Source organism: Embleya sp. NPDC020630, from assembly GCF_044334985.1.
Taxonomy (GTDB): domain Bacteria; phylum Actinomycetota; class Actinomycetes; order Streptomycetales; family Streptomycetaceae; genus Embleya.
In genome coordinates this window covers 185,504-209,741 of record NZ_JBIRUB010000011.1, presented here as the reverse complement: position 1 = coordinate 209,741, position 24,238 = coordinate 185,504, and the positions used below count along the sequence as shown (strand labels likewise).

Annotated in this window: 21 protein-coding genes; 6 read left to right on the top strand and 15 right to left on the bottom strand. The window is 70.1% G+C overall.

All coding sequences use genetic code 11. From position 1 onward, the window contains the following. Positions 1 to 10: 10 nt before the first annotated feature. Positions 11 to 2,179 (bottom strand): MMPL family transporter, encoded by a 2,169-nt coding sequence (locus ACH4XV_RS32080; protein ID WP_395795821.1) that lies wholly within the window; start codon positions 2,177 to 2,179, stop codon positions 11 to 13. Positions 2,180 to 2,772: 593 nt separating this feature from the next. Beyond that, entirely contained in the window at positions 2,773 to 2,940 is a 168-nt protein-coding gene (locus ACH4XV_RS32075; RefSeq protein WP_395795820.1) for a hypothetical protein, read from the bottom strand. 168 nt (positions 2,941 to 3,108) lie between these two features. On the opposite strand from ACH4XV_RS32075, the gene ACH4XV_RS32070 reads away from it, so the two are divergent. Then, positions 3,109 to 3,618: a nuclear transport factor 2 family protein gene (locus ACH4XV_RS32070; RefSeq protein WP_395795819.1), complete on the top strand. Its 510-nt coding sequence runs from the start codon at positions 3,109 to 3,111 to the stop codon at positions 3,616 to 3,618. Positions 3,619 to 3,638: 20 nt separating this feature from the next. Here the strand turns inward: ACH4XV_RS32070 and ACH4XV_RS32065 are convergent, their stop codons facing one another. Beyond that, positions 3,639 to 5,168: an MFS transporter gene (locus tag ACH4XV_RS32065; RefSeq protein WP_395795818.1), complete on the bottom strand. Its 1,530-nt coding sequence runs from the start codon at positions 5,166 to 5,168 to the stop codon at positions 3,639 to 3,641. A 129-nt stretch (positions 5,169 to 5,297) separates the two neighbouring features. Here ACH4XV_RS32065 and ACH4XV_RS32060 point away from each other — a divergent pair, with 129 nt between their 5' ends. Further along, positions 5,298 to 6,182 carry a LysR family transcriptional regulator gene (locus tag ACH4XV_RS32060; RefSeq protein ID WP_395795817.1) on the top strand — a complete coding sequence of 295 codons (885 nt, stop codon included), beginning with the start codon at positions 5,298 to 5,300 and terminating at the stop codon, positions 6,180 to 6,182. A 12-nt stretch (positions 6,183 to 6,194) separates the two neighbouring features. Here ACH4XV_RS32060 and dnaB read toward each other — a convergent pair whose 3' ends face one another. After that, entirely contained in the window at positions 6,195 to 8,783 is a 2,589-nt protein-coding gene (dnaB, locus tag ACH4XV_RS32055; RefSeq protein WP_395795816.1) for a replicative DNA helicase, read from the bottom strand. A 554-nt stretch (positions 8,784 to 9,337) separates the two neighbouring features. On the opposite strand from dnaB, the gene ACH4XV_RS32050 reads away from it, so the two are divergent. Further along, positions 9,338 to 10,621: an MATE family efflux transporter gene (locus tag ACH4XV_RS32050; protein WP_395795885.1), complete on the top strand. Its 1,284-nt coding sequence runs from the start codon at positions 9,338 to 9,340 to the stop codon at positions 10,619 to 10,621. 63 nt (positions 10,622 to 10,684) lie between these two features. Here ACH4XV_RS32050 and ACH4XV_RS32045 read toward each other — a convergent pair whose 3' ends face one another. From ACH4XV_RS32045 to rpsF, 9 genes are all read right to left on the bottom strand, one after another. Continuing rightward, the gene (locus ACH4XV_RS32045) at positions 10,685 to 10,894 is read right to left on the bottom strand and encodes a heavy-metal-associated domain-containing protein (protein ID WP_078976282.1); all 210 of its coding nucleotides are present in this window, start codon (positions 10,892 to 10,894) and stop codon (positions 10,685 to 10,687) included. Positions 10,895 to 11,050: 156 nt separating this feature from the next. After that, entirely contained in the window at positions 11,051 to 12,013 is a 963-nt protein-coding gene (locus ACH4XV_RS32040; protein ID WP_395795815.1) for a hypothetical protein, read from the bottom strand. After that, positions 12,010 to 13,122 carry a hypothetical protein gene (locus ACH4XV_RS32035; protein ID WP_395795814.1) on the bottom strand — a complete coding sequence of 371 codons (1,113 nt, stop codon included), beginning with the start codon at positions 13,120 to 13,122 and terminating at the stop codon, positions 12,010 to 12,012. The genes ACH4XV_RS32040 and ACH4XV_RS32035 overlap by 4 nt, the downstream gene beginning before the upstream one ends. Continuing rightward, positions 13,119 to 13,577, bottom strand: a complete 459-nt coding sequence (locus ACH4XV_RS32030) for a DUF4188 domain-containing protein (protein ID WP_395795813.1) — start codon at positions 13,575 to 13,577, stop codon at positions 13,119 to 13,121. The genes ACH4XV_RS32035 and ACH4XV_RS32030 overlap by 4 nt, the downstream gene beginning before the upstream one ends. Then, positions 13,574 to 15,118 (bottom strand): phenylacetate--CoA ligase family protein, encoded by a 1,545-nt coding sequence (locus ACH4XV_RS32025; RefSeq protein ID WP_395795812.1) that lies wholly within the window; start codon positions 15,116 to 15,118, stop codon positions 13,574 to 13,576. The genes ACH4XV_RS32030 and ACH4XV_RS32025 overlap by 4 nt, the downstream gene beginning before the upstream one ends. Positions 15,119 to 15,276: 158 nt before the next feature. Further along, the gene (gene rplI, locus ACH4XV_RS32020; RefSeq protein ID WP_078976286.1) at positions 15,277 to 15,723 is read right to left on the bottom strand and encodes a 50S ribosomal protein L9; all 447 of its coding nucleotides are present in this window, start codon (positions 15,721 to 15,723) and stop codon (positions 15,277 to 15,279) included. Positions 15,724 to 15,740: 17 nt separating this feature from the next. Next, positions 15,741 to 15,977 (bottom strand): 30S ribosomal protein S18, encoded by a 237-nt coding sequence (rpsR, locus tag ACH4XV_RS32015; RefSeq protein WP_020557174.1) that lies wholly within the window; start codon positions 15,975 to 15,977, stop codon positions 15,741 to 15,743. A 68-nt stretch (positions 15,978 to 16,045) separates the two neighbouring features. After that, positions 16,046 to 16,645 (bottom strand): single-stranded DNA-binding protein, encoded by a 600-nt coding sequence (locus tag ACH4XV_RS32010; protein ID WP_395795811.1) that lies wholly within the window; start codon positions 16,643 to 16,645, stop codon positions 16,046 to 16,048. A 74-nt stretch (positions 16,646 to 16,719) separates the two neighbouring features. Continuing rightward, positions 16,720 to 17,010 carry a 30S ribosomal protein S6 gene (gene rpsF / locus ACH4XV_RS32005; RefSeq protein WP_020557172.1) on the bottom strand — a complete coding sequence of 97 codons (291 nt, stop codon included), beginning with the start codon at positions 17,008 to 17,010 and terminating at the stop codon, positions 16,720 to 16,722. Positions 17,011 to 17,257: 247 nt separating this feature from the next. On the opposite strand from rpsF, the gene ACH4XV_RS32000 reads away from it, so the two are divergent. The 3 genes from ACH4XV_RS32000 to ACH4XV_RS31990 all read left to right on the top strand — a co-directional run bounded on the left by ACH4XV_RS32000 (position 17,258) and on the right by ACH4XV_RS31990 (position 20,091). Further along, positions 17,258 to 17,593 carry a hypothetical protein gene (locus ACH4XV_RS32000; RefSeq protein WP_395795810.1) on the top strand — a complete coding sequence of 112 codons (336 nt, stop codon included), beginning with the start codon at positions 17,258 to 17,260 and terminating at the stop codon, positions 17,591 to 17,593. Positions 17,594 to 17,812: 219 nt separating this feature from the next. Beyond that, positions 17,813 to 18,931 carry a lipid II:glycine glycyltransferase FemX gene (locus tag ACH4XV_RS31995; RefSeq protein ID WP_395795809.1) on the top strand — a complete coding sequence of 373 codons (1,119 nt, stop codon included), beginning with the start codon at positions 17,813 to 17,815 and terminating at the stop codon, positions 18,929 to 18,931. Between the two features lie 128 nt (positions 18,932 to 19,059). Then, entirely contained in the window at positions 19,060 to 20,091 is a 1,032-nt protein-coding gene (locus tag ACH4XV_RS31990) for an alanine racemase (protein WP_380030588.1), read from the top strand. Between the two features lie 127 nt (positions 20,092 to 20,218). Here ACH4XV_RS31990 and ACH4XV_RS31985 read toward each other — a convergent pair whose 3' ends face one another. Both ACH4XV_RS31985 and ACH4XV_RS31980 read right to left on the bottom strand, forming a co-directional pair. Then, on the bottom strand, positions 20,219 to 21,676 hold the full coding sequence (locus tag ACH4XV_RS31985; protein WP_395795808.1) for a glycosyltransferase family 87 protein: 1,458 nt from the start codon (positions 21,674 to 21,676) through the stop codon (positions 20,219 to 20,221). A 147-nt stretch (positions 21,677 to 21,823) separates the two neighbouring features. Further along, positions 21,824 to 24,217, bottom strand: a complete 2,394-nt coding sequence (locus ACH4XV_RS31980) for a transglycosylase domain-containing protein (protein ID WP_395795807.1) — start codon at positions 24,215 to 24,217, stop codon at positions 21,824 to 21,826. Between the last annotated feature and the right edge of the window lie 21 nt (positions 24,218 to 24,238).

The following is a 24,238-nucleotide window of genomic DNA, read 5'->3' as shown; positions in this document are numbered from 1 at the left end:
TCCTACCGGGTCACCGGTCCCCGGCGAACACCGGCTTCCTGTCCTCCTCGCCCCGGCCGACCCGCCCCGTCGCCCGGTCGCCGTGTCCCGGCCACCACGCGGCATGCCCGATCAGGGCGGTCACCGAGGGCACCAGGAACATCGACATCACGAACGCCGAGATGCAGATCCCGACCGAGACCGCGAAGCCCATCTGGGTCATCATGTCGATGCCCGCCATCATGAGCGACGCGAACGTCCCTGCCAGGATGACACCCGCGGCGGCGATCGAGGGACCCGCGTGCTCGACGGCCAGCGCGGCGGCCCGCCTCGGCTCGTGTCCCTCCTTGGCCTCCTCGCGCAGGCGGGCGACCATCAGGATGTTGTAGTCGGTGCCGATGGCGACCACGAACATGTAGATCATCACCGGCAGCATGAACATCACGCCGGAGTTGCCGGCCAGCGTCTGGAAGACGAGGACCGTCGCGCCGATCGTCGAGATGAAGCCCAGGACCACCGCCAGCATCAGGTACCACGGGGCCACCACGCTGCGCAGCAGCAGGCCGAGCACCAGCGCGATCAGCAGACCGGCGACCGGGAAGATCACCGACAGGTCGCGGTTGGTGGCCTCGCGGATGTCGGTGAAGGCCGCGGTCTGGCCGCCCACCATCGCCTTGGTGCCCTCCGGCTGGTGGGCGTGCGCGAAGTCGCGCAGCGGGTCGATGCTGTCCAGCGCCTTGTTCGCGAACGGGCTCTCCTTGAGCACGATGGCGATCTCGGCGGACATCCCGTCGCCGCTGACCTTGACGTGCGAACCGTTCGCGTCCTCGCCGGCCTCGTTCAGGTCGCCGACGCCCTCGACGCCCTTGAACGACAGGGCGAAGCGCTCCGCCGCGCCCTTGTCGATCGGCTTGCCGTCGGTGCTCTTGAGGTAGATCTGCGTCGGGTTGAGCGTGCCCGCCGCGAAGTCGAGCTGCATGTCCTTCATCGACTTGGCCGACTCGGTGTCCCCGGGCAGCTGACCGAGCTGGTCGTAGTCGGCCTTGAAGTTCAGCGCGCCGGCGGCGAAGGCCACCATGACCACGCCGGCGACCAGGGCCACCGCGACCGGCTTGCGCCCGACCAGGCCGCCGATCCGGTGGAAGGCGGTGCCCTTGGGCTGGTGCTGCCAGGTCTTGGACGGCCAGAACACCTTCGGGCCGATCAGCGACACCACGGCGGGCACCAGGGTCAGCGCGGCGATCGCCATCACGATCACCGCGATGGCCAGACCCGGGCCCATCGACTTGAACGAGCCGAATGTGGCGAGCAACATCGCGCCGAAGGCGATCACCACGGCGCCGGCGGCCGAGGCGATGGCCTCGCCCACCCGCTCGACGGAGACGATCATCGCCTCCTTCCTGTCGTCGCCCGCGCGCAGTCGTTCCCGGTAGCGGAAGAGCAGGAAGAGGATGTAGTCGGTGCCGATGCCGAACAACACCACGATCAGGATCGTGTTCAGCGACTGGTCCACCTGCAGACCGGTGGCCTTGCCGACGATCGCGATCACGGGCGAGGCGACCATCGACACCAGCGCGACCATGAGCACCGGCAGCAGGGCCGCGATCGGACTGCGGTAGATCGCCAGGAGCAGCACGATGATCAGCACGATCGTGACGATGCCGACGATCGCCTCGGCCTTCTTGAAGGCGTCCTCGTTGTCGACGTTGATCGCCACGCTGCCGGTGAAGCCGAGCTTGAGGTCGGTCTTTTCGACCATCGGCTTCGCCTTGTCGCGGAGCTTCTTCAGCGCCTCGTTGACGAACTTGTCCTGCTGTTCGCCCTTGATGTAGGCGGTGCCCAGGGCGATCCGGTCCTTGGCGGCGCCCGCCTCGACCTTGCTGACGTGCTCGACGCCGGCCGCGCCCAGCCTGCCGGTGATGTCCTTGACCGTGCTCTTGTCGGCCTCGGTCAGGTTCTTGCCGTCGGCACGCTTGAAGACCAGCAGCGCGGTCTGCTCGGTGGACTGCGGGAAGGCCTTCTCGGCGAGGTCTTGGGCCTGTACGGACTCGTACTTGCCGGGCAGGAAGCTCGACTGGTCCTGGTTGGTCAGATCGCTCAGCTTCGGCGCGAACATGACGAGGGCGATCGCGGCTATCAGCCAGGCCGCGATCACCTTCCAGGGGTTGTGGACGACGAGCCTGCCGAGTCGTCCGAACATTGATCTCTCCTCGGTCGCGTGGGCGATCCCACGGTGTGACCGGCCCCCGAGGACGCCTTGTGATCCGATTCACAAGGCGTGCCGATCGCCGCACGAACCGAGAGAACGCTGGTGGTGTCAGCGTCGACGGTAGGCAGGCGGCGCCGACCACTTCAAACGAAATCGGGCCCCGGAGCACAAGTTCCGCCCCGGGGACTACAGCCGCGCACCGCCCTCGCAGACGCCTCCACGACCTCCTACTCCATCGGGAGTAGACACATCTCGTGCCCGGGGATGAACGTCTTTGCACGCGGGTTCGCACGAACATCCGGCACGAAGACCCGCACGAGGACCAAGCACGAACCCACCGCACACCAAGCGCGACCGGACACGATCACATCCATGCGGCGGGCCCGAACAGACCCCGTGCCCCGGGACCCGCCGTAGGGGGAGCGAGCGGTCCGCGGCCTTCCGGGGGAGGGAGCCCGTGGACCGCCGCCGCCTCCCCGGTACACCCGCCGCTCGCCGGGGACCCGGCCACGCACGCCGCCGCCGGGGCGGAGGGCGTCCCGGCGGGCGGCGGCTGTCGGAGGGTCGGGGTGCGCGAGCGCGAGCTACGCGGCGGCGGGGTACGCGACCGGCATCACGCCGTGCTCCTTCGCGGACACCGGGCCGAGCAGGCTCCGCGTCCACACCGCGTGCGCCCGCAGCAGGGCCGAGCCGGACAGCCGTCCGTCCCCGCCCGGCCCCTCCGGCCCCGCGCCACGAGTCTGGTTCCGCACGATTTCGGAAACACTGCGCCGGACCCCCACCCGAGGTGGGCCCAGGCCCGCCTGGGCCGGCTCACCCCCGGCGCCGGACCGATCACCCCCTCACCCACCCCCACTCACCCCCGATCCGCACCGAGGCTGGAGAGGAGCCCGACCAGAGCCACCACCCGAGGAGTCCGGATGTTCGTCACCCGCCCCACCGCACTCACCGCCGGCGCCACGACCGACACCGCCACGATCGTCCGCGAACTGCGCGACCGGGCGGAGATCGTGGACGCGCTGCTGCGCTTCGGCCTCGGCTTCGACCTGAAGGACCGGGACCTGTTCCGGAGCGCCTTCACCCCGGACGCCGAGTTCGACTTCCGCCCGGTCGCCGCCGAACTCGGCCTGGAGGTACCGGTGATGGTCGGCATCGAGGCGATCGAGGCGGTGCACTTCAACCCGGACGTCCGGCTCGACACCACCCACACGGTGGACAACACGCGCATCGGGATCACCGGCGACCGGGCCCGCCTGACCGCCCTGGTCGAGGCCCAGCACCTGCCGACCGGCGACCACGGGCGACACCTGCTCCTGAAGAACCGGTACGCCGTCGACCTGGTCCGCACCGGCGACGCCTGGGCAATGCGTCACCTGTACGTGGAAAACATCTGGCGCACCGGCGACCCGAAGGTCCTGATCGGCGCCTGACCCCGACCGGCCGGGCGGCCTCAGCCCGCCGCCGGCGACGCGAGCGGGGCGGCCTCCTCGGGGGCGGTCGCCGGCTTCCGGCCGGGCCGCATCAGGAGCGTGACGAGCACCGCGGCCACCACTGCGACCAGGCCCGCCACGAGGTAGGTCGCCTGGACACCGGCCGCCGCCGCCGAGTGCGCCGCGCCGTCCACCGACATTCGGCGCTCCGGCGGGGCGGCGTGCACGAGGGCGGGCGTCTGCCCGCCGGCGATCCTATGCGCGGCGCCCGCCGGGTCGGCCAGGCCGCGCCCGGACAGCTCGGTCCGCACCCGGGCGGTGAACACGCTGCCCAGGACCGCGATACCGAAGGCGAAGCCCAACTGTCGGGTGGTGTTGACCGCGCCGGCGGCCATCCCGCCCCGCGTCGCCGGCACCGACGACATCGACACCGAACCCAGGATCGGCGTGGCCATCCCCACCCCCACGCCGACCAGCGCGAAGCCCGGCACCAGCGCCGGCCACCCCGCCGAGCCGTGCACAAGCGCCGCGGTCAGCAACCCCCCGGCGCCGACCGCGAGCAGCCCACCGCCGATCACCAGATCGGGGCGCCGACCGTGCAGCACCCGACCGAGCCCCGCGGAGACCGCGAACGCGACGATCGACATCGGCAGCCCGGTCAGCCCCGCGCCGATCGGGCTCATCCCGCGCACGGTCTGGAGCCAGATCGAGGTGTAGGAGAAGCCGGCGAAGGCCGCGAAGGTGAGCAGGAAGCCCGCGAGCAGCACCCCGACGAACGTGCGGTTGCGCAGCAGCGCGAGGTCGAACAGGGGCTGCTCGGAACGCACTTCGATCACCGTGAAGCCGGTGAGCGCGATGACCGAGGCGACCAGCAGCCACCGGACTCCGGCGTCCGACCAGCCGTCCTCGTTCGCCCGGATCAGCGCGTACGTGGCGGCGGCCGCCGCGACGGTGAAGCCGACCATGCCGGCGAGGTCGAGCCGACCCGCGACCGTCGGCCGGACAGGCACCAGTACCCGCAGGCACAACACGACGGCCACCGCGCTGACCGGCAGGTTGACGAAGAAGATCCAGCGCCACGACACCCCCTGGGTGAGCAGCCCGCCCAGGATCGGGCCGACCGCCGCAGAGGCGCCCGCGACCGCCCCCCAGACGCCGTACGCGCTGCCCCGGTCCCGCCCGGTGTAGGCGCTGTTGAGCAGGGCGAAGGTGGTGGCGAACATCGCCGCCGCACCGACGCCCTGTACGCTCCGGGCGCCGATCAGCACCCCCGTGTCGGGTGCGAGCCCGCAGGCCAGGGACGACAGCGCGAACAGCGCGAGCCCGCCGACGTAGATCGGCCGGTGGCCGAAGCGGTCGGCGATCGAGCCCGCGCCGAGCACGAACGCGGCCAGGGCGAGGGCGTAGGCGTCGACGACCCATTGCAGCGCCCCGAAGGACGCGTCCAGGTCGCCGACCATGTCCGGGAGCGCGACGTTCACGATCGTGACGTCGATGAGCAGCATGAACGTGCCCAGGCACACCGTGATCAGAGGCAGCCACTTGCGCATGTCGATACCTGTTTCCGGTGAAGGCGACGGGGCGGGGGCAGGCCCGGTGCGGCTCCCCGGCACCCAGTCTGGGCAGCGCTTTGCCAGAAATCCAACAGATTGGAATTCTGAAAGCTAGAATCCACAGTCATGGAACTGAGGCAGCTCGAATACTTCGTCGCGGTCGCCGAGGAGCGCAACTTCACCCGCGCGGCCGAGCGGGTGCACATCAGTCAGTCGGGGGTCAGCGCGCAGATCCGACAGCTGGAACGCGAGCTTGGCGCCGAGCTGTTCGAGCGCTCGGCGCGCGGCGTCACGCTCAGCGTGGCGGGCAAGGCCGCGCTCGAATACGCCCGCGCCGCACTGGCCGCCGCCGGGTCGGTCGGTCAGGCGGTCGGCGAGGTGACCGACCTGATCCGGGGCCGGGTCACCGTCGGCATGGTCATCGGCTGCACCATCACCCCGCTGTTCGACGCCCTGGCCGCCTTCCACCGGGCACATCCCGGGGTGGAGATCGCGCTCCAGGAGGACAACTCCGACTCCCTCACCCACGACGTCCGCACCGGCGCCACCGACCTGGCCCTGATCGGAGTCGCCGCCGCCACGCCCGAGGACCTGGAGGCGATGACGATCATCAACGAACGCCTCGTCGCGGTCTTCCCGCCCGACCACCCGCTGGCGGCCCGCTCCCGGATCACCCTGTCCGACCTGACCGCCCACCCGATCACCTGCATGCCCCCTGGCACCGGCCTGCGCACCGTCCTCGACCGGGCCTGCACGGCCCACGACCTGCACCCCAGGATCGCGCTGGAGGCCAGCGCGGCGGACGCGATCGCCGACCTCGCCGCCCGCGGCCTGGCGGTCGGCGTCCTCAGCCAATCCATGGCCGCCCACTACGCCGACCGCCTGCTCGCCCGCACCATCGCCGACGTACAAACCCCGGCCCTGTTGGCCCTGGTCTGGAAACACACCCACAACCCGGCCGTCCGCGAACTCCTCGCCCACACCCGCAGGGCCTTCACCCCAACCCCGTGACCGGCCCGGGTCTCAGCTCTGGGCCATGTCCACGAAGCGCGAGTAGTGCCCCTGGAACGCCACGGTGATCGTCGCCGTCGGGCCGTTGCGGTGCTTGGCCACGATCAGGTCCGCCTCCCCGGCCCGGGGCGACTCCTTCTCGTACGCGTCCTCACGATGCAACAGGATGACCATGTCGGCGTCCTGCTCGATCGAACCACTTTCACGCAGGTCGGAGACCATCGGCTTCTTGTCGGTGCGCTGCTCGGGGCCGCGGTTGAGCTGGGACATCGCGACCACCGGGACCTCCAGCTCCTTGGCCAGGAGCTTGAGGTTTCGCGACATCTCGGAGACCTCCTGCTGGCGGTTCTCGGCCCGGCGCGAGCCGCCCGACTGCATCAGCTGGAGGTAGTCGATGATCACCAGGCGCAGGTCGTGCTTCTGCTTGAGCCGGCGGCACTTGGCCCGGATCTCCATCATCGACAGGTTCGGCGAGTCGTCGATGTACATCGGCGCCGCGGTGACCTCGCCCATCTTGCGTGACAGCCGGGTCCAGTCGTCGTCGGTCATGCTCCCCGACCGCATGTGATGCAACGCGACCCGCGCCTCCGCCGACAGCAGACGCATCATGATCTCGTTGCGCCCCATCTCCAGCGAGAAGATCACACTGGAAAGCCCATTCCTGATCGAACACGCGCGCGCGATGTCGAGGCCGAGGGTCGAATTGTGGGTCGGGATCCACGCCCGGCCCGCCAGGTAGAGATGGTCCGCGTTGTCCACCTCGACGCAGCGCACCGGCACCGAGTCGATCCGCCGCACCGCGGCGATGTAGCGCAGCCGGGTGGTCGGGTAGGCGAGGGTGCTCTGCCGGGCGATTTTGCGGGTCAGCCGAAAGACCTTGTCCGCGGGCGTGAAGTTCACCTGGTAGCAGATCGACGTCTCGGCGTTGCGTCCCTTGACCGGCTTGGTACGCATCGTTGCGCGATAACCCAGGCTCAGCACGAGTTCGAGAGTGTCCTCGGCGAGCCTGCGGTTGGTCACGGCGAACTGCACGGTCCCACTCGGACTCACGTAGCCGTCGGTGTCGAGCAGCCCCGCGAGGAGAGCTCGCCGCTGCGCTTCGGACGCCCGCAGGTAGTCCTCGGGAATGTGCTTGTCGTTCAAGACTCCGAGCGTGCGCAGGATCGCTGGGACGGTCCCGTGTCGGTCCCGGCATGCCTGGCACCGCACAAGCCCACGGGAGGGTCGCCCGCAATCGGCACATGTGGGCTCGGCGACCGGCGCCGAGACCGCCTTCGCCCGGCCACCGCAGGACTTGCCACACGAGCGCACCTGCGAGGTGCGTGGCACGAACGGTTTCCCACAGACCACGCAGGCACGCTCGGCGACGGCCTTGGGTTCCGGCAGACGGAGGTTGTACAACATCGGGCTCGAGGTCGGGAGGGCGCGGATGCCCTCGCGTTCGATGTTGTCGATCAGCTCGGGATCGGCCGTGGTGAATCGACTGCCCGCGCTGTGTCCGTCGCCCAGCCACGCGCCGAGCACGTAGGGCGGCAACATGAGGGCCCGTTCCGGGAGGCGCGCCGGGGCGGCGACCCGGACGGCGTGGTTCAGTCGGCGATCGGCCGTCGCGCACCGCACGGTGGCCGCGATCTCCTCCGTGGTACGTACCGCGCCGCGGCTCGCTTCCGGGGCGTGGTCCCGCACCGCGCGACGCTCGGCCCGGGTCTCGGTCACCCACTGGTGGGCGCCGTCCGCGACGATCACCGCGCCGTCGGAGAACTCCACCTCGTAGCACGGCCGATCGTTCAGCACCTCAGTGGCCGCCACCACACGCGTCGGCGCTCCGTCGGCCCCGATCAACAGGTCGCCGACCCGCACCTCGCCCATCGTGGTCCAGCCATTGGGCGTCGGTAGCGGAGTGTCCAGCGCCAATGCCTTGCCCATGGCGGGGCGGGCGGCGATGACGATCATTTGGCCGGCGTGGAGGCCGTTGGTGAGGGAGTCCAGGTCGGTGAAGCCGGTGGGGATGCCGGACATCTGGCCGCCGCGGGAGCCGATCGCCTCGATCTCGTCGAGGGCGCCCTCCATGATGTCGGCCAGCGGGGCGTAGTCCTCGGTGGTGCGCTGCTCGGTGACCTTGTACACCTCGGCCTGGGCGTTGTTGACGATGTCGTCGACCTCGCCGTCGGCCGCGTATCCCATCTGCACGATCCGGGTGCCCGCCTCGACCAGGCGGCGCAGCACCGCCTGTTCGCGCACGATCCGCGCGTAGTACTCGGCGTTGGCCGCGGTCGGCACGGACGAGATCAGGGTGTGCAGGTACGGGGCGCCGCCCACCCGGCCGATCTCGGTGCGCTTGGTCAACTCGGCGGCGACGGTGACCGCGTCGGCCGGTTCGCCCCGGGCGTACAGGTCCAGGATCGCGTTGTAGACGAGTTCGTGGGCGGGCCGGTAGAAGTCGACCGGCTTGAGGTTCTCCACGACGTCGGCGATCGCGTCCTTGGACAACATCATGCCGCCGAGGACCGACTGTTCGGCCGCGATGTCCTGCGGCGGGGTCCGCTCGAATCCTTCGCGGGCCGGTTCGGGCCGGGCCTCTTCGAACTCGGAGACGCTCATGCCCGGGGTCTCCTTTCGACAAGGCTCGTGCGAGATCGCACCGCAATCACCGTGTCCTTCATACGCCACACGGCCGACAGAATCGCCGCACGACGCGGCATGCGGCCCTTCACCGTACGGGTGGACCCCCGGCCGGCCAAGGCGGTCATACACAGGGCCTGTGGATAACTGTGGACAACCTGTGGAGGGGGACGGGTCCAGCTGTGTACAAGCTGTGCGCAGTCGGCCGTCAACGCTTCGCAATCATGTCCACAAACCGGCTCTGACCTGCGACTTCTCTATCCACCGGCTGTGTATGTGAAAAACTGTTGGGCGAATCATGCGGCTATCGCCCCACGTGTGCACCCGCGTACGCCCCGCGCTCGCCGGTAATGACCAGAACGGCATTGTGACCCTTACCTGTGGATGACTACCGTGGACGGGTGCCGTCCACCCCCTCCTCGCCGACGAACCCTCCGGCGACCGATCCACAATCGCTCGATCCACAGCAGCTCGATCCACACCCCGACACCGCGCCCACCCCCACGCCCCGGCCCCGGGCGCACGACCGCGACATCCTGCGCCTGGCCGTCCCCGCGTTCTTCGCCCTCGTCGCCGAGCCGCTGTTCGTGCTCGTCGACTCGGCGATCGTCGGCCGCCTCGGCACCCCGCAGCTGGCCGGACTCGGCGTCGCGGGCGCGATGCTGACCACCCTGGTCAACCTGTGCGTGTTCCTCGCCTACGCGACCACCGCCGCCGTCGCCCGGCTGCTCGGCGCCGGCGACCCGCGCGCCGCGATCCGCCAGGGCCTGGACGGCGTCTGGCTCGCCGCGCTGCTCGGCCTCGCGCTGACGGTGGTCGGCCTGGTCACCGCCCCGTGGATCGTCGCCGCCTTCGGCGCCTCCGACAGCGCGGCCCCGCACGCGGTGACCTACCTGCGGATCGGCTCGCTCGGCGTGCCGGCGATGCTGATCGTGCTGGCCGCCACCGGCGTGCTGCGCGGCCTCCAGGACACCCGCACCCCGCTCCTGGTGGCGGTCCTCGGTTTCACCGCCAACCTGCTGCTCAACCTCGGCTTCGTGTACGGCCTGCACTGGGGGATCGCCGGATCCGCGTGGGGCACGGTGATCGCCCAGACCGGCATGGCCGCGGTCTACCTCGTCACCGTGGTGCGCGGCGCCCGTCGGCACGGCGCCTCGCTGCGCCCCGACCTCGCCGGCATCCGCGCGTCGGCCGGCGCCGGCGCACCGCTGTTCGTGCGCACCGTCAGCCTGCGCGCGATCCTGATCGGCGCCACCGTGGCGGCGACCCGGATGGGCGACACCTCGATCGCCACCCACCAGGTCGCCTGGCAGGTGTGGACCTTCCTCGCCTTCGCCCTCGACGCCCTCGCGATCGCCGCCCAGGCGATCGTCGGCCGGGCCCTGGGCGCGGGCGACGCGAGCGGCGCCCGCGCCGCCACGCGCCGGATGCTGGTGTGGGGGGTGTGGACGGGGGCGCTGTTCGCGATCGTGGTGGTCGCGGCGCGTCCGCTGTACATCCCGCTGTTCACGGCCGACCCGGCGGTGCGCCACCTGCTGGCCGGCGCGCTGCTCGCGGTCGCCGCGCTCCAGCCGGTGGCCGCCGCGGTGTTCGTCCTGGACGGCGTGCTGATCGGCGCGGGCGACGGGCGCTATCTCGCGCTCACCATGCCGCTCGTGCTGGCCGCGTTCTGTGCGGCCCTGGGCACGGTGCTGGCCCTCGGCGGCGGCCTGATCGCGATGTGGTGGTGGGCGATCGGCACCTTCATGCTCGCCCGGGTGATCCTGCTCGGCCATCGGGTCCGCGCCGACGCGTGGCTGGTGACCGGCCGCCGCTGAGCACGCCGATCCCCGAAGGCGAACCCGCCGTCCCGCCGGCGCGACCGACGGGACGGCCTCGCCTCACGCGCCGACGACCTCGTAGCCCGCCTCGACGACCGCCGCGCGCACCGCGTCGGGGTCCACCGGCTGCGCCGACGTCACGGTGACCAGACCCGAGGCCAGTTCGACCGCGACATCGGTCACGCCCGCCACCTCGGAGACCTCCTCGGTGACGGAGGACACGCAGTGACCGCAGGTCATTCCACTGACGGTGAAGGTGGCGGTGCTCATGACGGTGATCCTTTCCTCGACGCGGAGGCCATCGTCGGCTCCACGACCACGAAGTTATACCCCCTAGGGGTATCAAGGCAAGCCGGCTCGATCACTCTTTCGAGCGATTTCACAACCCGCCCCGACCTCCGCCGAGCCCGTCCGCCCCGCCCCGCCTCAGTCCGTCAGCCGCGCCGACCGCACCGGCTCGCCCACCGGCCGCCCCACCCGGAACACCGCCAACGGCACCGCCCCCACCAGACCCGCCACCTCCTCGCCCGTCCGCGCACAGTCGATGAGCTGGCTCAGCGGATGCGTCGCGTAGCCGTGCCGGGCCAACGTCAACCAACACCGGAACAACCCCCGCCCCGGCTCCAGCAACTCGGCCGGATCCCCGGGCGCGGCCGGCGCGGTCACCACGAGCACACTCCCGTCGTAGCGCAACACCCCCCGCGAGGACGCCGCCAGCGCCCGCGCCAAACCCACCGGCCGCAACATCCGATACGCCCCCGGCCGCAACACCGCGTGCAGCGCCCGCGCCTCCACCCCGGACAACACCAACGCCCGCCCGGTCAGCCCGTCCCGCGCCGACTCCCGCCCCGCCCGCAACCGCAACCACCGGCGCAACTCGCCGACCAGCGCCGGATCCCCGAACATCCACCGATCCGCCTCGTCGAGCAGCGGCGCCAGCACCCGGGTCCCACCCCGCCACAGACCCGCCGACCCGGCGAACGCGCCCACCGCCTGCGCGAACACCGCGTCGGGCAGCACCCCCGGCTCGTACGCCCCCCGCGCACTGCGCCGCCCGGCCAGCTCCGCCGCCGTGAACGGCGTGCGATAACACTCGTCCGCCCGGACGAACCGGGCCACCACCCCCCGCTCCCGCTCCGACGCCCCCGCGCACTCCACCCGCAACGGCACACCCAGCGCCGCCGAGGCGATCGAGAACGCCTCCACGAACGCCCCCAGCCCCAGGAACAGGTCCCGCCGCCCGGGATCACCGACCGGCAACGCCCGCGCCGGATCCCAGGACAACGCGTAGCCCAGAGCGCCACTCGGCGCCACCGTCCACGGCTGGGTGTTGTGCGCGCTCGGCGCCCGCCCGGCCAGCCGGAGCAGATCCGCGAGTTCGGTGCTCATCGGGCACTCCCGACCGGCTTCGCGTAGAAGGTGTGCCCGTGCAGCTCCCGCCCGCCGATCCGGCGGTACTGCGCCGCCGACGCCTTGTTGTCGTCCTCGACCCACGTGCTGCGCAACGTGTCGTAGCCGCCCGCCCGCAGCGCCCGATACTGCTCCCGCGCGAGCAGGGTGAGGTAGCCGCGCCCCTGGGCCCCGGGCACCGTGCCCTTGATGATCAACACCGCCTCCCGGCGATACCGCCCCCGGGTCGCCAGCAGCCGCACCTGGTTGCCCAGGTGCAGATCGCCGCGGATCCGGATCAAAAACTCCGAGATGTCCGGCACCGCGAGGGTGAACGCGACCGGCTCGCCGGCCCGCTCCAGCCACAACAGCAGCGACTCGTCCAGCAGATACGCCAACCCCTCGGTCTGCGCTCGCAGTTCGTCCAGGGCGATCGGCGTGTAATAGCCCAGCTGCGCGAAGCTCGCGTTCAACATCGTGTGCAGGATCGGCAGTTGCTCGGCCAGCCGACGCCGCGACCCGCGCCGGATCACCAGTTGCTCGGCGGCGATCCGCGCGTCGTCGAACACATACGTCGCCGCCGGATCGTCCACCCGCTCGGCCAACCCCGGACAGATCCACGTCGACGCCGAGAACCGCCGGGCGAATCCGGCCCGTTCGTAGGTCTCCGGATACCGCGCCGGATTCCACGCCGAGTCCACGAAGCCCCGCTCGGTGAACCCCGACGTGATCACCCCGCCGGTCTGGTTCGGCAACAGCGCCACCGGCCCGAACAGGCTCTTCGCCCCCGCCCGCACGGCCCGCTCCTCGATCAGTTCCACCAGCCGGGCGAACACCGCCGGGTCCTCGGCGAACTCGGTGAGCCCGAACAGCTGGTGCCGCCCACCCAACTTGGCGTCGAACCGCGCCTCGGTGTGCGTACAGGTGCGCCCCACCACCCGCCCGGCCCGATCGCGCACCAGATACAGCTCGATCCCCGCCCGCGCCCACCGCCGCACCTGATCGCGCAGCACCGGCACATAACGATCCCTCGGGTGCAGCCGCATCGGCAACGCGCAGAAGTCGCGCAACGCGCGCCGGGACCCCACCCGCTCCACGGTGAGCGTCACGACCTCTTCGCCTTCCGGTGCACCGGCGGGCCGCTCTCCTCGCGCCCGATCGGGGTGAACTCCTCGATGTGCGCCATCTCGCGCCCCTCGGCCCGCCACTCGCCGTTGCTGTACCCGCCGGGCTGCGCGTCGAAGAGCCGGATGAACCCCGCCGTTCCGTTGCGATCGCCCCGATCGGTCATCCAGCACATCAGATCGCGGTGCGCGGTCGTACGGGCGAACCGCATCAGCGCCTCACGGTCGGCGAACACCGCGATGGTGCCCAGGGTGAACGGCCCCTGCAGATAGACCTTGTGCCAGCGGTAGCCGTCCATGCGCTTCATCGTGCGCACCATCCGCAACCACGGCCGGGCCAGCGAGAGCAGCGAACGCAGACCGCTGTAGTGCGTGGCCCCGATGAACATCGCCTCGCCGCGCGCCTGCGGCGGCGCCGCCGAGAAGTCGGTGGTCCTCATCGCTGCTCCCCTTCCACGAGATAGACGTTCTTGATCCGGGTGGTGCCGCGCAGGAACGGCCCGGTCCGGAAGTCGTGGACCAGCACCCGTACATCGGCCGCCGTCGGATCCTCCGCGAGCGACTGCGCGAAGTCCCGGCTGACCCGGGCCAGATGCCGCACCACACCCTCGCGGCACACCAGGGCGAGCTTTTCCCGATCCGCCTCGTCCAGCGAAGTCCCGTCGCGCAGTTGCAGGTTGACCACCGGACGGCTCTCCAGGTCGGCGTACTCGTCGACGGTCAGGCAGAACCCCTCCAGGTGCGCCGCCATCGGGTTGTCCCGGTAGAGCCCGTACTCGACGTCCTGCGGATAGATGTTCGCGCCCATGTAGGAGATCGTGCTGTCCTTGCGGCCGAACAGCAGCAGCAGCGGCAGCCGCATGCCCTCCACCCGCGCCGCGCGCTCCCAGTCGGCCCACGCCTCGCGGTCCGGCCGGATCATCTCCTCGACCTCCGGGAAGGTCAGCAACCGACCCTCGTCGCCGATGTTGTAGCGCACCTTCGGACTCATCACCGCGGTCGAGTTGATCGTGCAGATCACCTCGTCCTCGGCGTTGGTCTCCAGGTAGGTCTCCAGCGGGTTGTACTGGAAGACCATCGGCACCCGGCCCTCGTCCGGCCCCAGCATCCGGGTGCGCAGCCGCTCGTCGGTCAGCAGCCGCTTGCGCAGCCACACCGTCGCGTCGCTCTCGCCGGCCATCCCTATGGTCAGGTCGGAGGCGCCGTAACCGGAGCGCACCTTGACGAAGCGCTCCTCCAGGTAGTCGCGCAGCGCCTCGGTCATGCCCTCGCCGCCGACGAAGCCGTACATCCGGTGCCGCGTCCAGTCGAAGCCGTCCGCGTCCAGCCGGTCGCGCAGGTGCTTGAGGAACGGCGGGTACGCGGTGACCAGGTAGGTGAAGCGCGGCCCGAAGTGGCGCAGCGTGTCCACGATCTTGTCGATGTCGGGGCCGGTATTCTTCACCATCGCCACCCGCGCCATCGCGATTCCGGTGTTGGTGCCGGTCGCCCACGCGCCCATCGAGTAGGCGTTGATCACGAACAACTTGCGCCGTGGGAAGACCATCGACGTGTAGCCGGCCACGTTGCGGTGCACCGACTTGAGCTCGCGGCGCGAGCGCAGCCAGTTGTGCGGCGTCCCCGAGGAGCCCGACGACTCGTCCACCACGGTCCCGGCCACCTCCAGGGCGCCCAGCCAGCAGCGGCTGTCCTCGGGATACGCCTTGACGTAGTTCTCCTTGGACGTCTCCGGATACGACGCGAGGTCGAACCAGCGGAAGCGCCACCGGTGCCGCCGCAGGAAGTCGCGGTAGGCGGGCACGTCGAGCGCGGCGAACTGGCAGGTCATCCACGCGTGTCGACGGGCGAAGCGCTGCATCCACGGCCGATAGTGGGTGGCGGTCCAGCGCCACACCACGGGATGGACCCGGTAGAGCTGATACAGCCCGGTCAGCGCGAAGCTGACCACGCGCAGCAACCACTGTCGGATGAATCTGGCCATGACCGCCCGCCCCTTTGCCTCGCCGGCCCACCCGGCGTGTATCTCCAGACTGGGCCTCGGGGGGCGGGCGCGACATGAGTACCACTACTCATTCGGTACTCGGAAAACGCCGAACGGCCCGATCCCGCAAGGGGATCGGGCCGTTCGGGTGATTCGGGTCAGGCGGGCACGACGTCGAGGTCGAGCGCGGCCGACACCTCCTGGTGGAGGCGAACCGTGATGCGGTGCGACCCGACGGTCTTGATCGGAGTACCGATCTCCACGCGCCGCTTGTCGATGTCCGGACCGCCGGCGGCCTTGATGGCCGCCACGACGTCCGCGACGGTGACCGAGCCGAACAGTCGGCCCGTGTCGCCGGCGCGCGTCTGGAGCGTCACCTTGAGACCCGCGAGCCGACCCTTGACCTCGGTGGCCTGGTCGAGCGTGCGAATCTCGCGAACCTTGCGGGCGCGACGGATGGCCGCCACGTCCTTCTCCCCGCCGCGGCTCCAACGGATCGCGTAGCCGCGCGGGATGAGGTAGTTGCGGCCGTAGCCGTCCTTGACCTCGATGATGTCGCCGGGCTCACCGAGACCGGTCACCTCGTGGGTGAGGATGAGCTTCATGACAAGATCACCCTTTCTCAGCGAGCAGTGCTGGTGTACGGCAGCAGCGCCATCTCGCGGCTGTTCTTGACGGCCACGGCGACGTCACGCTGGTGCTGCGTGCAGTTACCGGTCACGCGACGAGCGCGGATCTTGCCACGGTCGGAAATGAACTTCCGCAGCAGGTTGGTGTCCTTGTAGTCCACATAGGAGATCTTCTCCTTGCAGAACACGCAGACCTTCTTCTTAGGCTTGCGCGCAGGCGCCTTCGCCATTGTGCTCTCCAGATCGTTTCAGAAGTCTTCAGCTCGGGTCGCGACCCGCCCCTGGTGCCGTCTCCGGCCTAGAAGGGGGGTTCGTCCGAGTAGCCGCCCGGCGGGGGACCCCAGCCCCCCGCGCCGCCGCCCTGCTGCTGGCCGCCCCCTGCGGGAGTGGCCCACGGGTCGTCGGCGGGTGCGCCACCGCCCTGCTGGGGACGACCGCCGTAGCCGCCGCCTCCCTGCTGACCGCCGCCCTGCTGACCGCCGTAGCCGCCACCCTGCTGACCGCCGCCGTAGCCACCCTGGCCGCCGCCTCCGCGGCTCGCCTTGGTGACTTTGGCGGTCGCCCACTTCAGGGTCGGGCCGATCTCGTCGACCTCGAGCTCCACGACGGTGCGCTTTTCGCCCTCTTTGGTCTCGTAGGACCGCTGCTTCAGCCGGCCCTGGACGATGACGCCCGTGCCGCGCTGGAGGGATTCCGCCACGTTCTCGGCCAGCTGCTTCCAGGCCGAACAGCGGAGGAACAGCGCTTCGCCGTCCTTCCACTCGTTCGTCTGACGGTCGAACGTGCGCGGCGTGGACGCCACGGTGAAGTTCGCGACGGCGGCACCGCTGGGCGTGAAGCGCAGTTCCGGGTCGGCAGTCAGGTTCCCGACAACAGTGATGATGGTCTCGCCTGCCATGCTGACCCCTTCGCTGATTTCAGCGCAGTGCTGCGTTTCGTCGTGCGGTGCGGTTGGTGGTGCGCGAGCTCGGACTAGCGCTGGTCGGGACGCAGGACCTTGGTCCGCAGCACCGACTCGTTGAGGTTCATCTGACGGTCGAGTTCCTTGACGGTCGCGGGCTCCGCGGCCAGGTCCACGACGGCGTAGATGCCCTCGGACTTCTTCTTGATCTCGTACGAGAGCCGACGACGGCCCCACGTGTCGATCTTCTCGACCTTGCCACCGTCGTTGCGGATGACATTGAGGAACTGCTCGAGCAGCGGCGTGACCGCGCGCTCTTCGAGGTCCGCGTCGAGGATGACCATGAGTTCATAGCTACGCATGTGAACACCCACCTCCTGTGGACTGAGTCGGCCACGGGATCTCCGTGGCAGGAGGGCTTGCGTAATCGCCGCCACGCCAAGGCGGCCCCTTGGGCAAAACGCTCAGGGGGTGCCGAGAGTGCAGCGGACGGTACAGCGTACCCGGACCGGCAGACAGTCTCGAAATCCGAGCATGACGGCGGTCACGCCAGGGGATGGATATATGGACAAATTGGTCCGTCCCGCAGTCACTCACCGGAGGTGTGCGATGGCACATACGATCCGCCGCACAGCGTCCGCCGCGCCCGCGGCGCCCGCCGGGGCGCACCGGCCCCGGCTGACCCTCAACTCCGACGGCCGTGCCCACCCGCGCGAGAACGCGCTGGTCGCCGCCGTCGTGCTGTTCGCGCTGGTGGCCGGCATCTGCGCGTTCTTCAAGGGCATGCACATCCTCGGCGCGTGGACCGCGCTGGCCGGTGTGGTGACCGGCCTGGTCAGCCAGATGTTCTCGGCGACCACGGAGGAGCGGGTGGTCACCGTGCTCGCGCTCGGCGTCTCGGCCGTCGCACTGTTCATGAACATGTTCCACGGCGGCCTGTACTGACCCGTCGCACCGCCCGCCCGAAGCGGCCCGCCGGACCGGGATCCGGCGGGCCGCTCGCGGTTGCGACCCCGTCGCGCGCGGCCGATCCGGGCGCCCGCTTCGCCGGTGAAGGTCCACATCGCCCCTGTACCGTCCCGCCTGCGACGCCCGACACGATCCATGGCGCCCGCAGGCGCAGTAACCTCTGTCACGGCCGAACCGATATCGAGGAGCTCTTACATGTCTTTGCGCCTGAGGACGCTCACCGCCGAGGAGCACCTGGCCTTCATCAAGGGCAGGCCCTCCGTGAGCTTTCTTCAGTGCCCCTCCTGGGGTGCGGTGAAGAGTGAGTGGCGATCCGAGAGCATCGGTTGGATCGACGAGTCGGGCGCCGTCGTGGGCGCGGCACTCGTGCTGTACCGGCAGTTGCCGAAGATAAAGCGTTACCTCGCCTACATGCCCGAGGGCCCGGTCATCGACTGGTTCGACGGCGACCTGCGGCGATGGCTCGACCCGATGCTCGCGCACCTGAAGAGCCGGGGCTCGTTCTCGGTCAAGATGGGCCCGCCCGTGGTGATCGCCCGCTGGGAGGCGGAGACGATCAAGAAGGCGATCGCGGGCAAGTCGGCGAACCGGCTTCGCGACCTGACCCCCGACTGGACCGACGAGCGCGGCTCCGAGCTGGAGCGGCAACTGCGCGGCCTGGGCTGGCAGCAGGACGCCTCGGGCGGGGCCGGCTTCGGCGACGTGCAGCCGCGCTACGTCTTCCAGGTGCCGCTGGTCCGGCGCAGCCTCGACGACGTGCACGCGGGCTTCAACCAGCTGTGGCGGCGCAACATCAAGAAGGCCACGAAGGCCGGCGTCGACGTGGTCCAAGGCGGCTACGACGACCTGCCGGTGTTCCACGAGGTCTACAAGGTCACCGCCGTGCGCGACCACTTCACCCCGCGCCCGCTGGCCTACTTCCAGGGCATGTGGAAGGCGCTCAACGCCGAGGACCCCGAGCGCATGCGGCTGTACCTGGCCAAGCACGAGGGGGAGGTGCTCGCCTCCACCACGATGGTCACCGTGGGCGACCACGTCTGGTACTCGTACGGCGCGTCCGCCAACCACAAGCGCGAGGTCCGGCCCTCGAACGCGATCCAGTGGCGGATGTTGCGGGACGCGTACGCGCTGGGCGCCTCGGCCTACGACCTGCGCGGCATCAGTGACACCCTGGACGAGAACGACCACCTCTTCGGGCTGATCCAGTTCAAGCTCGGCACCGGCGGCCAGGCCGTCGAATACCTCGGCGAGTGGGACTTCCCGCTCAACAAGATGCTGCACAAGGCACTCGACATGTACATGTCACGCCGCTGACGCAACGCCGGCGGCGCCCCGAGTCGCCGGCCGCCCGTGATCACCGCGACGCGACCCACGTCGCGTGCTCCGCCTTCGCCCCGCGTCCCCCAAGGCACGCCCCACACCCGGAAGGCCCCGAAACGCCCATGTCGCTCACGCTCTACGTCGATGCCGCCCGGTGGCGCAAGCACCAGGACGAGGTCCGCGACACGTTCCCGGGCCTGGTGCCGGTGATGAAGGGCAACGGGTACGGGTTCACCAATCCGAGGCTGGCCGAGGAGGCCACCCGGATGTGCGTGGACACCGTGGCCGTGGGGACCACCTACGAGGCCGCGCTGGTCAAGGACTACTTCGACGGCAAGGTCCTGGTGCTCACGCCGTATCTGCGCGGCGAGGAGGCGGTGCCGCTGCCGGATCGCACCATCCGCACGGTCTCCTCCGTGCAGGCCGCGCGGGACCTGGTGGGCTGCCGGATCGTGGTCGCGTGCATGACGACGATGAAGCGCGACGGGGTCACCGAGGAGGAGTTGGTCAAGCTCCGCACCGGGATGGACGACGTCCGCCTCGAGGGCTTCTCGCTGCACCTGCCGCTGGACCACCCGGACGGCTACGACCCGGTCGTCGAGGTGGTGGGCTGGGTGGAGCGGCTGCGCGCGGCGCGCCTGCCGGTGCGGACGATGTACGTCAGCCACCTGACCGCGGCCGAGTTGGGGGTGCTGCGCGAGCGGTACCCGGACACCGAGTTCCGGCCGCGGATCGGCACCGACCTGTGGCTGGGCGACCACGACGCGCTGGCCAGTCGGGGCACGGTGCTCGACGTGGTGCGGATCGCGCGCGGCGAGCGGTTCGGCTACCGCCAGCGCAAGGCGCCGAGCGACGGGCACCTGGTCGTGGTCAGCGGCGGCACCGCGCAGGGGGTCGGCCTGGAGGCGCCCAAGACGGTGCGCGGGGTGATGCCGAGGGCCAAGGGCGTCGCGCGCGCCGGGCTGGCCACCGTCAACCGCTCGTTGTCCCCGTTCACCTGGGCGGGCAAGCAGCGCTGGTTCGCCGAGCCGCCGCACATGCAGGTCAGCCTGCTGTTCCTGGCCAACGACGTGGCCCCGCCCAAGCCCGGCGACGAGCTGGAGGCGGCGCTGCGGCACACCACGACGCACTTCGACCGGATCGCGATCCGCTGACCCGGCGGGCGCGTCCGCCGAGCCGGCAGCACCCGAAGTACCTGAAGGACCCGACAAAGCCGAACGGCCTCGGGGCGGCGATCCCACCGCCCCGAGGCCGTTCGTCGTCTCGCCGTCGCGCCGTCGCTCAGTGGCCCGCCCGCGCCGGGATCACGCCGGGCACGAACACGTCGGGCGCCCGGTCCAGCACGCCGCCCGAGGGGTCGTCGCTGCCGTCCGCGCGCACCGGGTCCCGCTCCGGGCGCAGGATGTCGCGCGCCACCACCAGGCAGATGTACGCGGTGCCGAGCAGGTGCAGCAGGATCACCACGTGGTACGCGTTCTGAGACAGGCCCTTGCCGGAGAACGAGGCGATGTACATCCACACGCCCAGGAAGTACGTCACCTCGCAGGCCTGCCAGATCAGGAAGTCGCGCCAGCGCGGCCGGGCCAGCACCACCAGCGGGATCAGCCACAACACGTACTGCGGCGAGTAGACCTTGTTGGTCAGGACGAACGCGGCCACGATCAGGAACGCGACCTGGGCGAAGCGCGGCCGGCGCGGCGCGAACATCACCAGCGCGGCGATCGCGAGACAGCACAGCACCAGGCTCAGCGTGACGTAGGTGTTCAGACCCTCCAGGGTCTTGCCGTCGCGCTGCTGGATGATCAGCCAGACCGATCCGTAGTCGGCGGGTCGGTCCTGGCTGAACGTGTAGAACAACTTCCAGCCCTCGCGGATATACCAGTCGTGCCGGTTGTACCAATGCCCGTCGTACACCAGCATCACCGGCAGGTTGACCACCAACCAGGACACCACCGCCGCGGCGGCCGTCTTGGCGAACGCGACCAGCCGTCCCGAGCGCAGACACAGCAGGAACAGCGGCGCCAGCAGCAGCACGGGATACAGCTTCGCCGCGGTCGCCAGGCCGATCAGCACGCCGGCGACCACCACATTGCGCCGCGCCCACGACCACATGGCCACCGCGGTCAGCGCGACCGCGACCAGGTCCCAGTTGATCAACCCGTTGAGCGCCAGCGCCGGCGCGCACGCCACCATCGCGGCGTCCCAGGGTCGGCGCCCCGACGTGCCCTTGACCGCGATCACGGTGACCACCGCGCAGGCCATCATGATCAACGCGTTGATCATCACGAACCACAGCTGTTCGTCCCGGAGATCGCCGTCGGTGAGGTCCCCGGCGGCCCGGGCCAGGGTGCCCGCGAAGGCCATCACCCCGCCGGTGATCACCGGATACTCCAGGAACTTCATGTCCTTGTCGCCGGTCTCCTGGAAGTACGGGATCTTCCCGTCCGCGAGACCACGATTGACGTACAGGTGCGGCATGTCGCTGTAGCAGGCGTGCGAGTACTGCGTGCTGCCGGCGAACCAACCGCCGTCGTAGCAGGGCTTCTTCTGCATGATCCCGAGCGCGAAGCACGCCACCGCGAGCAGGACGAGCACCCGCACGGGGCTCCACCAGCGGTTGCCCACGAATCGGATCCGGCGCCCGGCCGGCCCGCCGACGACCTCGCTGCCCGCCCGGACCACCGGGTCGTCGAGGCTCGGCAGGACGGGTTCGGTCGATGTCGGCGTCATGGCGCCCATCCTCTCGCGCTCCACGAGGAGGCTGCCCTCGCCGGCCGGATAACGACAACGCGTGCCCCACCGCTGCTGCGGTGGGGCACGCGTAAGGCTAGGCCCTGTCCGGAAGCGTCGCCGAGTTCTCGGCGTCCGGCATGGCGCCCGGGTCGGTCAGCCGCTGCCCCGGCCGCCGATGATGAAGCCGTTGGCGCCACCCCGAGGACCGCCCGGACCGCCGCCGGGGCCGCCGGGGCCGCCGGGTTCGGTGTTCGTCGGTTTGCCGGTGTTCGTCGGTTTGCCGGTGTTCCCGCCCCCTCCGGGATCACCACTGCTGCCGTGCGAGCCGCCTCCGGGCGCGGTCGTCGTCGCCGGCGGCGTGGTCGGCGGTGCGCTGGTCGTCGGCGGCGGGGTGCTGGGCGCCTTGGTGGTCGGCGGCGCGGTCGTGGGCGGGATGGTCACCCGGTCCCGGTCCTCGAACTTCTCGCCCGGCACCGCGAAGTCGGCGTTGGGCATCCCCTGCATCGCGCCCTTCATGTACGCGGTCCACACCAGCGTGGGGATGTCACCACCGTGCACGGAGTCGCGACCGCCCAATCCCTTGAGCGACAGGCGGGCGTGGGTATTCGGGTCCTCCCGGAACAGCGCCACCGAGGTGGCCAGGTTCGGCGTGTATCCCACGAACCACGCGGAGTTGTTGCCGTCGGTGGTACCGGTCTTGCCGGCCACGGGCCGACCCAGCGCCTTGGCCGCGCGGCCGGTGCCGTCGTTGAGCGGCGGGTTGTCCACGACCCGCTGCATGACCTGGTTGACGGTGTCCGCGACATTCTTGTCGAACAGTTGCTTCGGCTCGTGCTTGGGCAGTTCGACCTTCGAGCCGTCGTGGGTGACGTCCTTGACGAAGTACGGATCGGCGTGCAGACCGCGTGCCGCGAACGTGGCGTAGGCCTCGGCCATGTCCAGCGCACTCGGCGGCGCGACACCGAGCGCCATCGTCGGGGTCGGCTCGAACGAACCGAGATCCGGCGGCAGTCCGGCGTCGATGGCGGCCTTCTTCACGTTCTCCGGCCCGACGTCGGCGGCGAGTTGGAGGAAGACGGTGTTCACCGACTTCTCCATGGCTCTGGTGATCGGGATGGGCCCGTAGTTCACGTCCCCCTCGTTCGGGGCCAAGTACTCCTTGTTGGTCTTGTCGTCCTTGAAGACCTGCCCGTTGCGCAACTTGATCGGAATCTTGCTGTCACCGTTGTACGTGCTGTCCGGACCGATGGGTTTCCCGTCGGCTCCGCCGTTACGCAGTGCCGCCGCGAGCACGAACAGCTTGAACGTCGAACCCGCCTGGATGTCGCGCCGGACCGCGTCGTTGTACTCCTGCTGGACGAAGTCCGGACCGCCGTACAGCGCGACCACCGCTCCGTCGCCGGGGACCACCGAGGCCAGGCCGGTGCGGATGTAGCGGTCCGCCTCGTTCTTGTCAGGCTTGAGCTCGGAGGTCAGCTGGTCCTTGACCGCCGCGACCGCCGCGTCCTGCTTGGGCTTTTCGAACGTGGTGACGATCTTGTAGCCGCCCCGGGCCAGATTCGCCTCGGGTATCACGTTGTTGGCCTTGAGGTACTGGTCGGTCACCTTCATCAGGTAACCGGCCTGACCGGCCTTGTTCGCGGCCGGCTTGGGCTTGATCGGCATCGGGAACTGGAGCGTCTCGCGCTCGGCCTTGGTCAGCCAGCCCTCCTTGACCATGCCGTCCAGCGCGTACGCCCAGCGGCCCTTGACCTTGTCCAGCTGGCCCGGGAACTCGATCACGTCGTAGATGCCCGGCGCGTTGAGCAGGGTGGCCAGGTAGGCGCCCTCGGCCACGTTCAGGTCGCCGACGTTCTTGCCGTAGTAGGCCTGCGCGGCGGCCTGGATGCCGTACGCGTTGCGGCCGTAGAAGGCGGTGTTGAGGTAGCCGACGAGGATGTCGTCCTTGCGCATCTGCCGGTCGACCTTCAGCGCGATGAAGATCTCGCTGAACTTGCGCTTGAAGGTGCGCTCCTGGGTCAGGTACGTGTTCTTGACGTACTGCTGGGTGATCGTCGAACCACCCTGCGTGTCACCGCCCTTGACCATGGTGACCCCGGCGCGGAGCAGACCCTTGGGGGAGACGCCGGAGTCGCTGTAGAACGACCGGTTCTCCGCCGCGATCACGGCCTTCTGCACGTGCTTGGGGATCTGGTCCACCGTGACGTTCTGCCGGTTGACCTGCCCGGTGCGCCCGATCTCGGTGACGCCGTCGGCGTAGTAGTAGATGTTCGACTGGTATGTCGTGTTCGCGTTCGGGTCGGGCACCTTGACCATCGCGTACGCCAGGGCCGCGAGCCCCATCAGCGACGCGAAGAAGAACAGGATCATCGCCAGGATCTGCTTGATGGACGGCAACCAGCGACGAATGCCGGTCTTGCCGTACCTGGGGTAGTCGATGAACCGCTTCCTCCGGGGCGGACCGGCCTCGGAACGGGATCGGCCGCCGGCCGCCCCGCCGTTGGCGGCCCGCCGGCCCCCGGTGCGGGCGGCCGCTCGGGCCTCCATGCGCGAGAGCGGGCGTTCCTC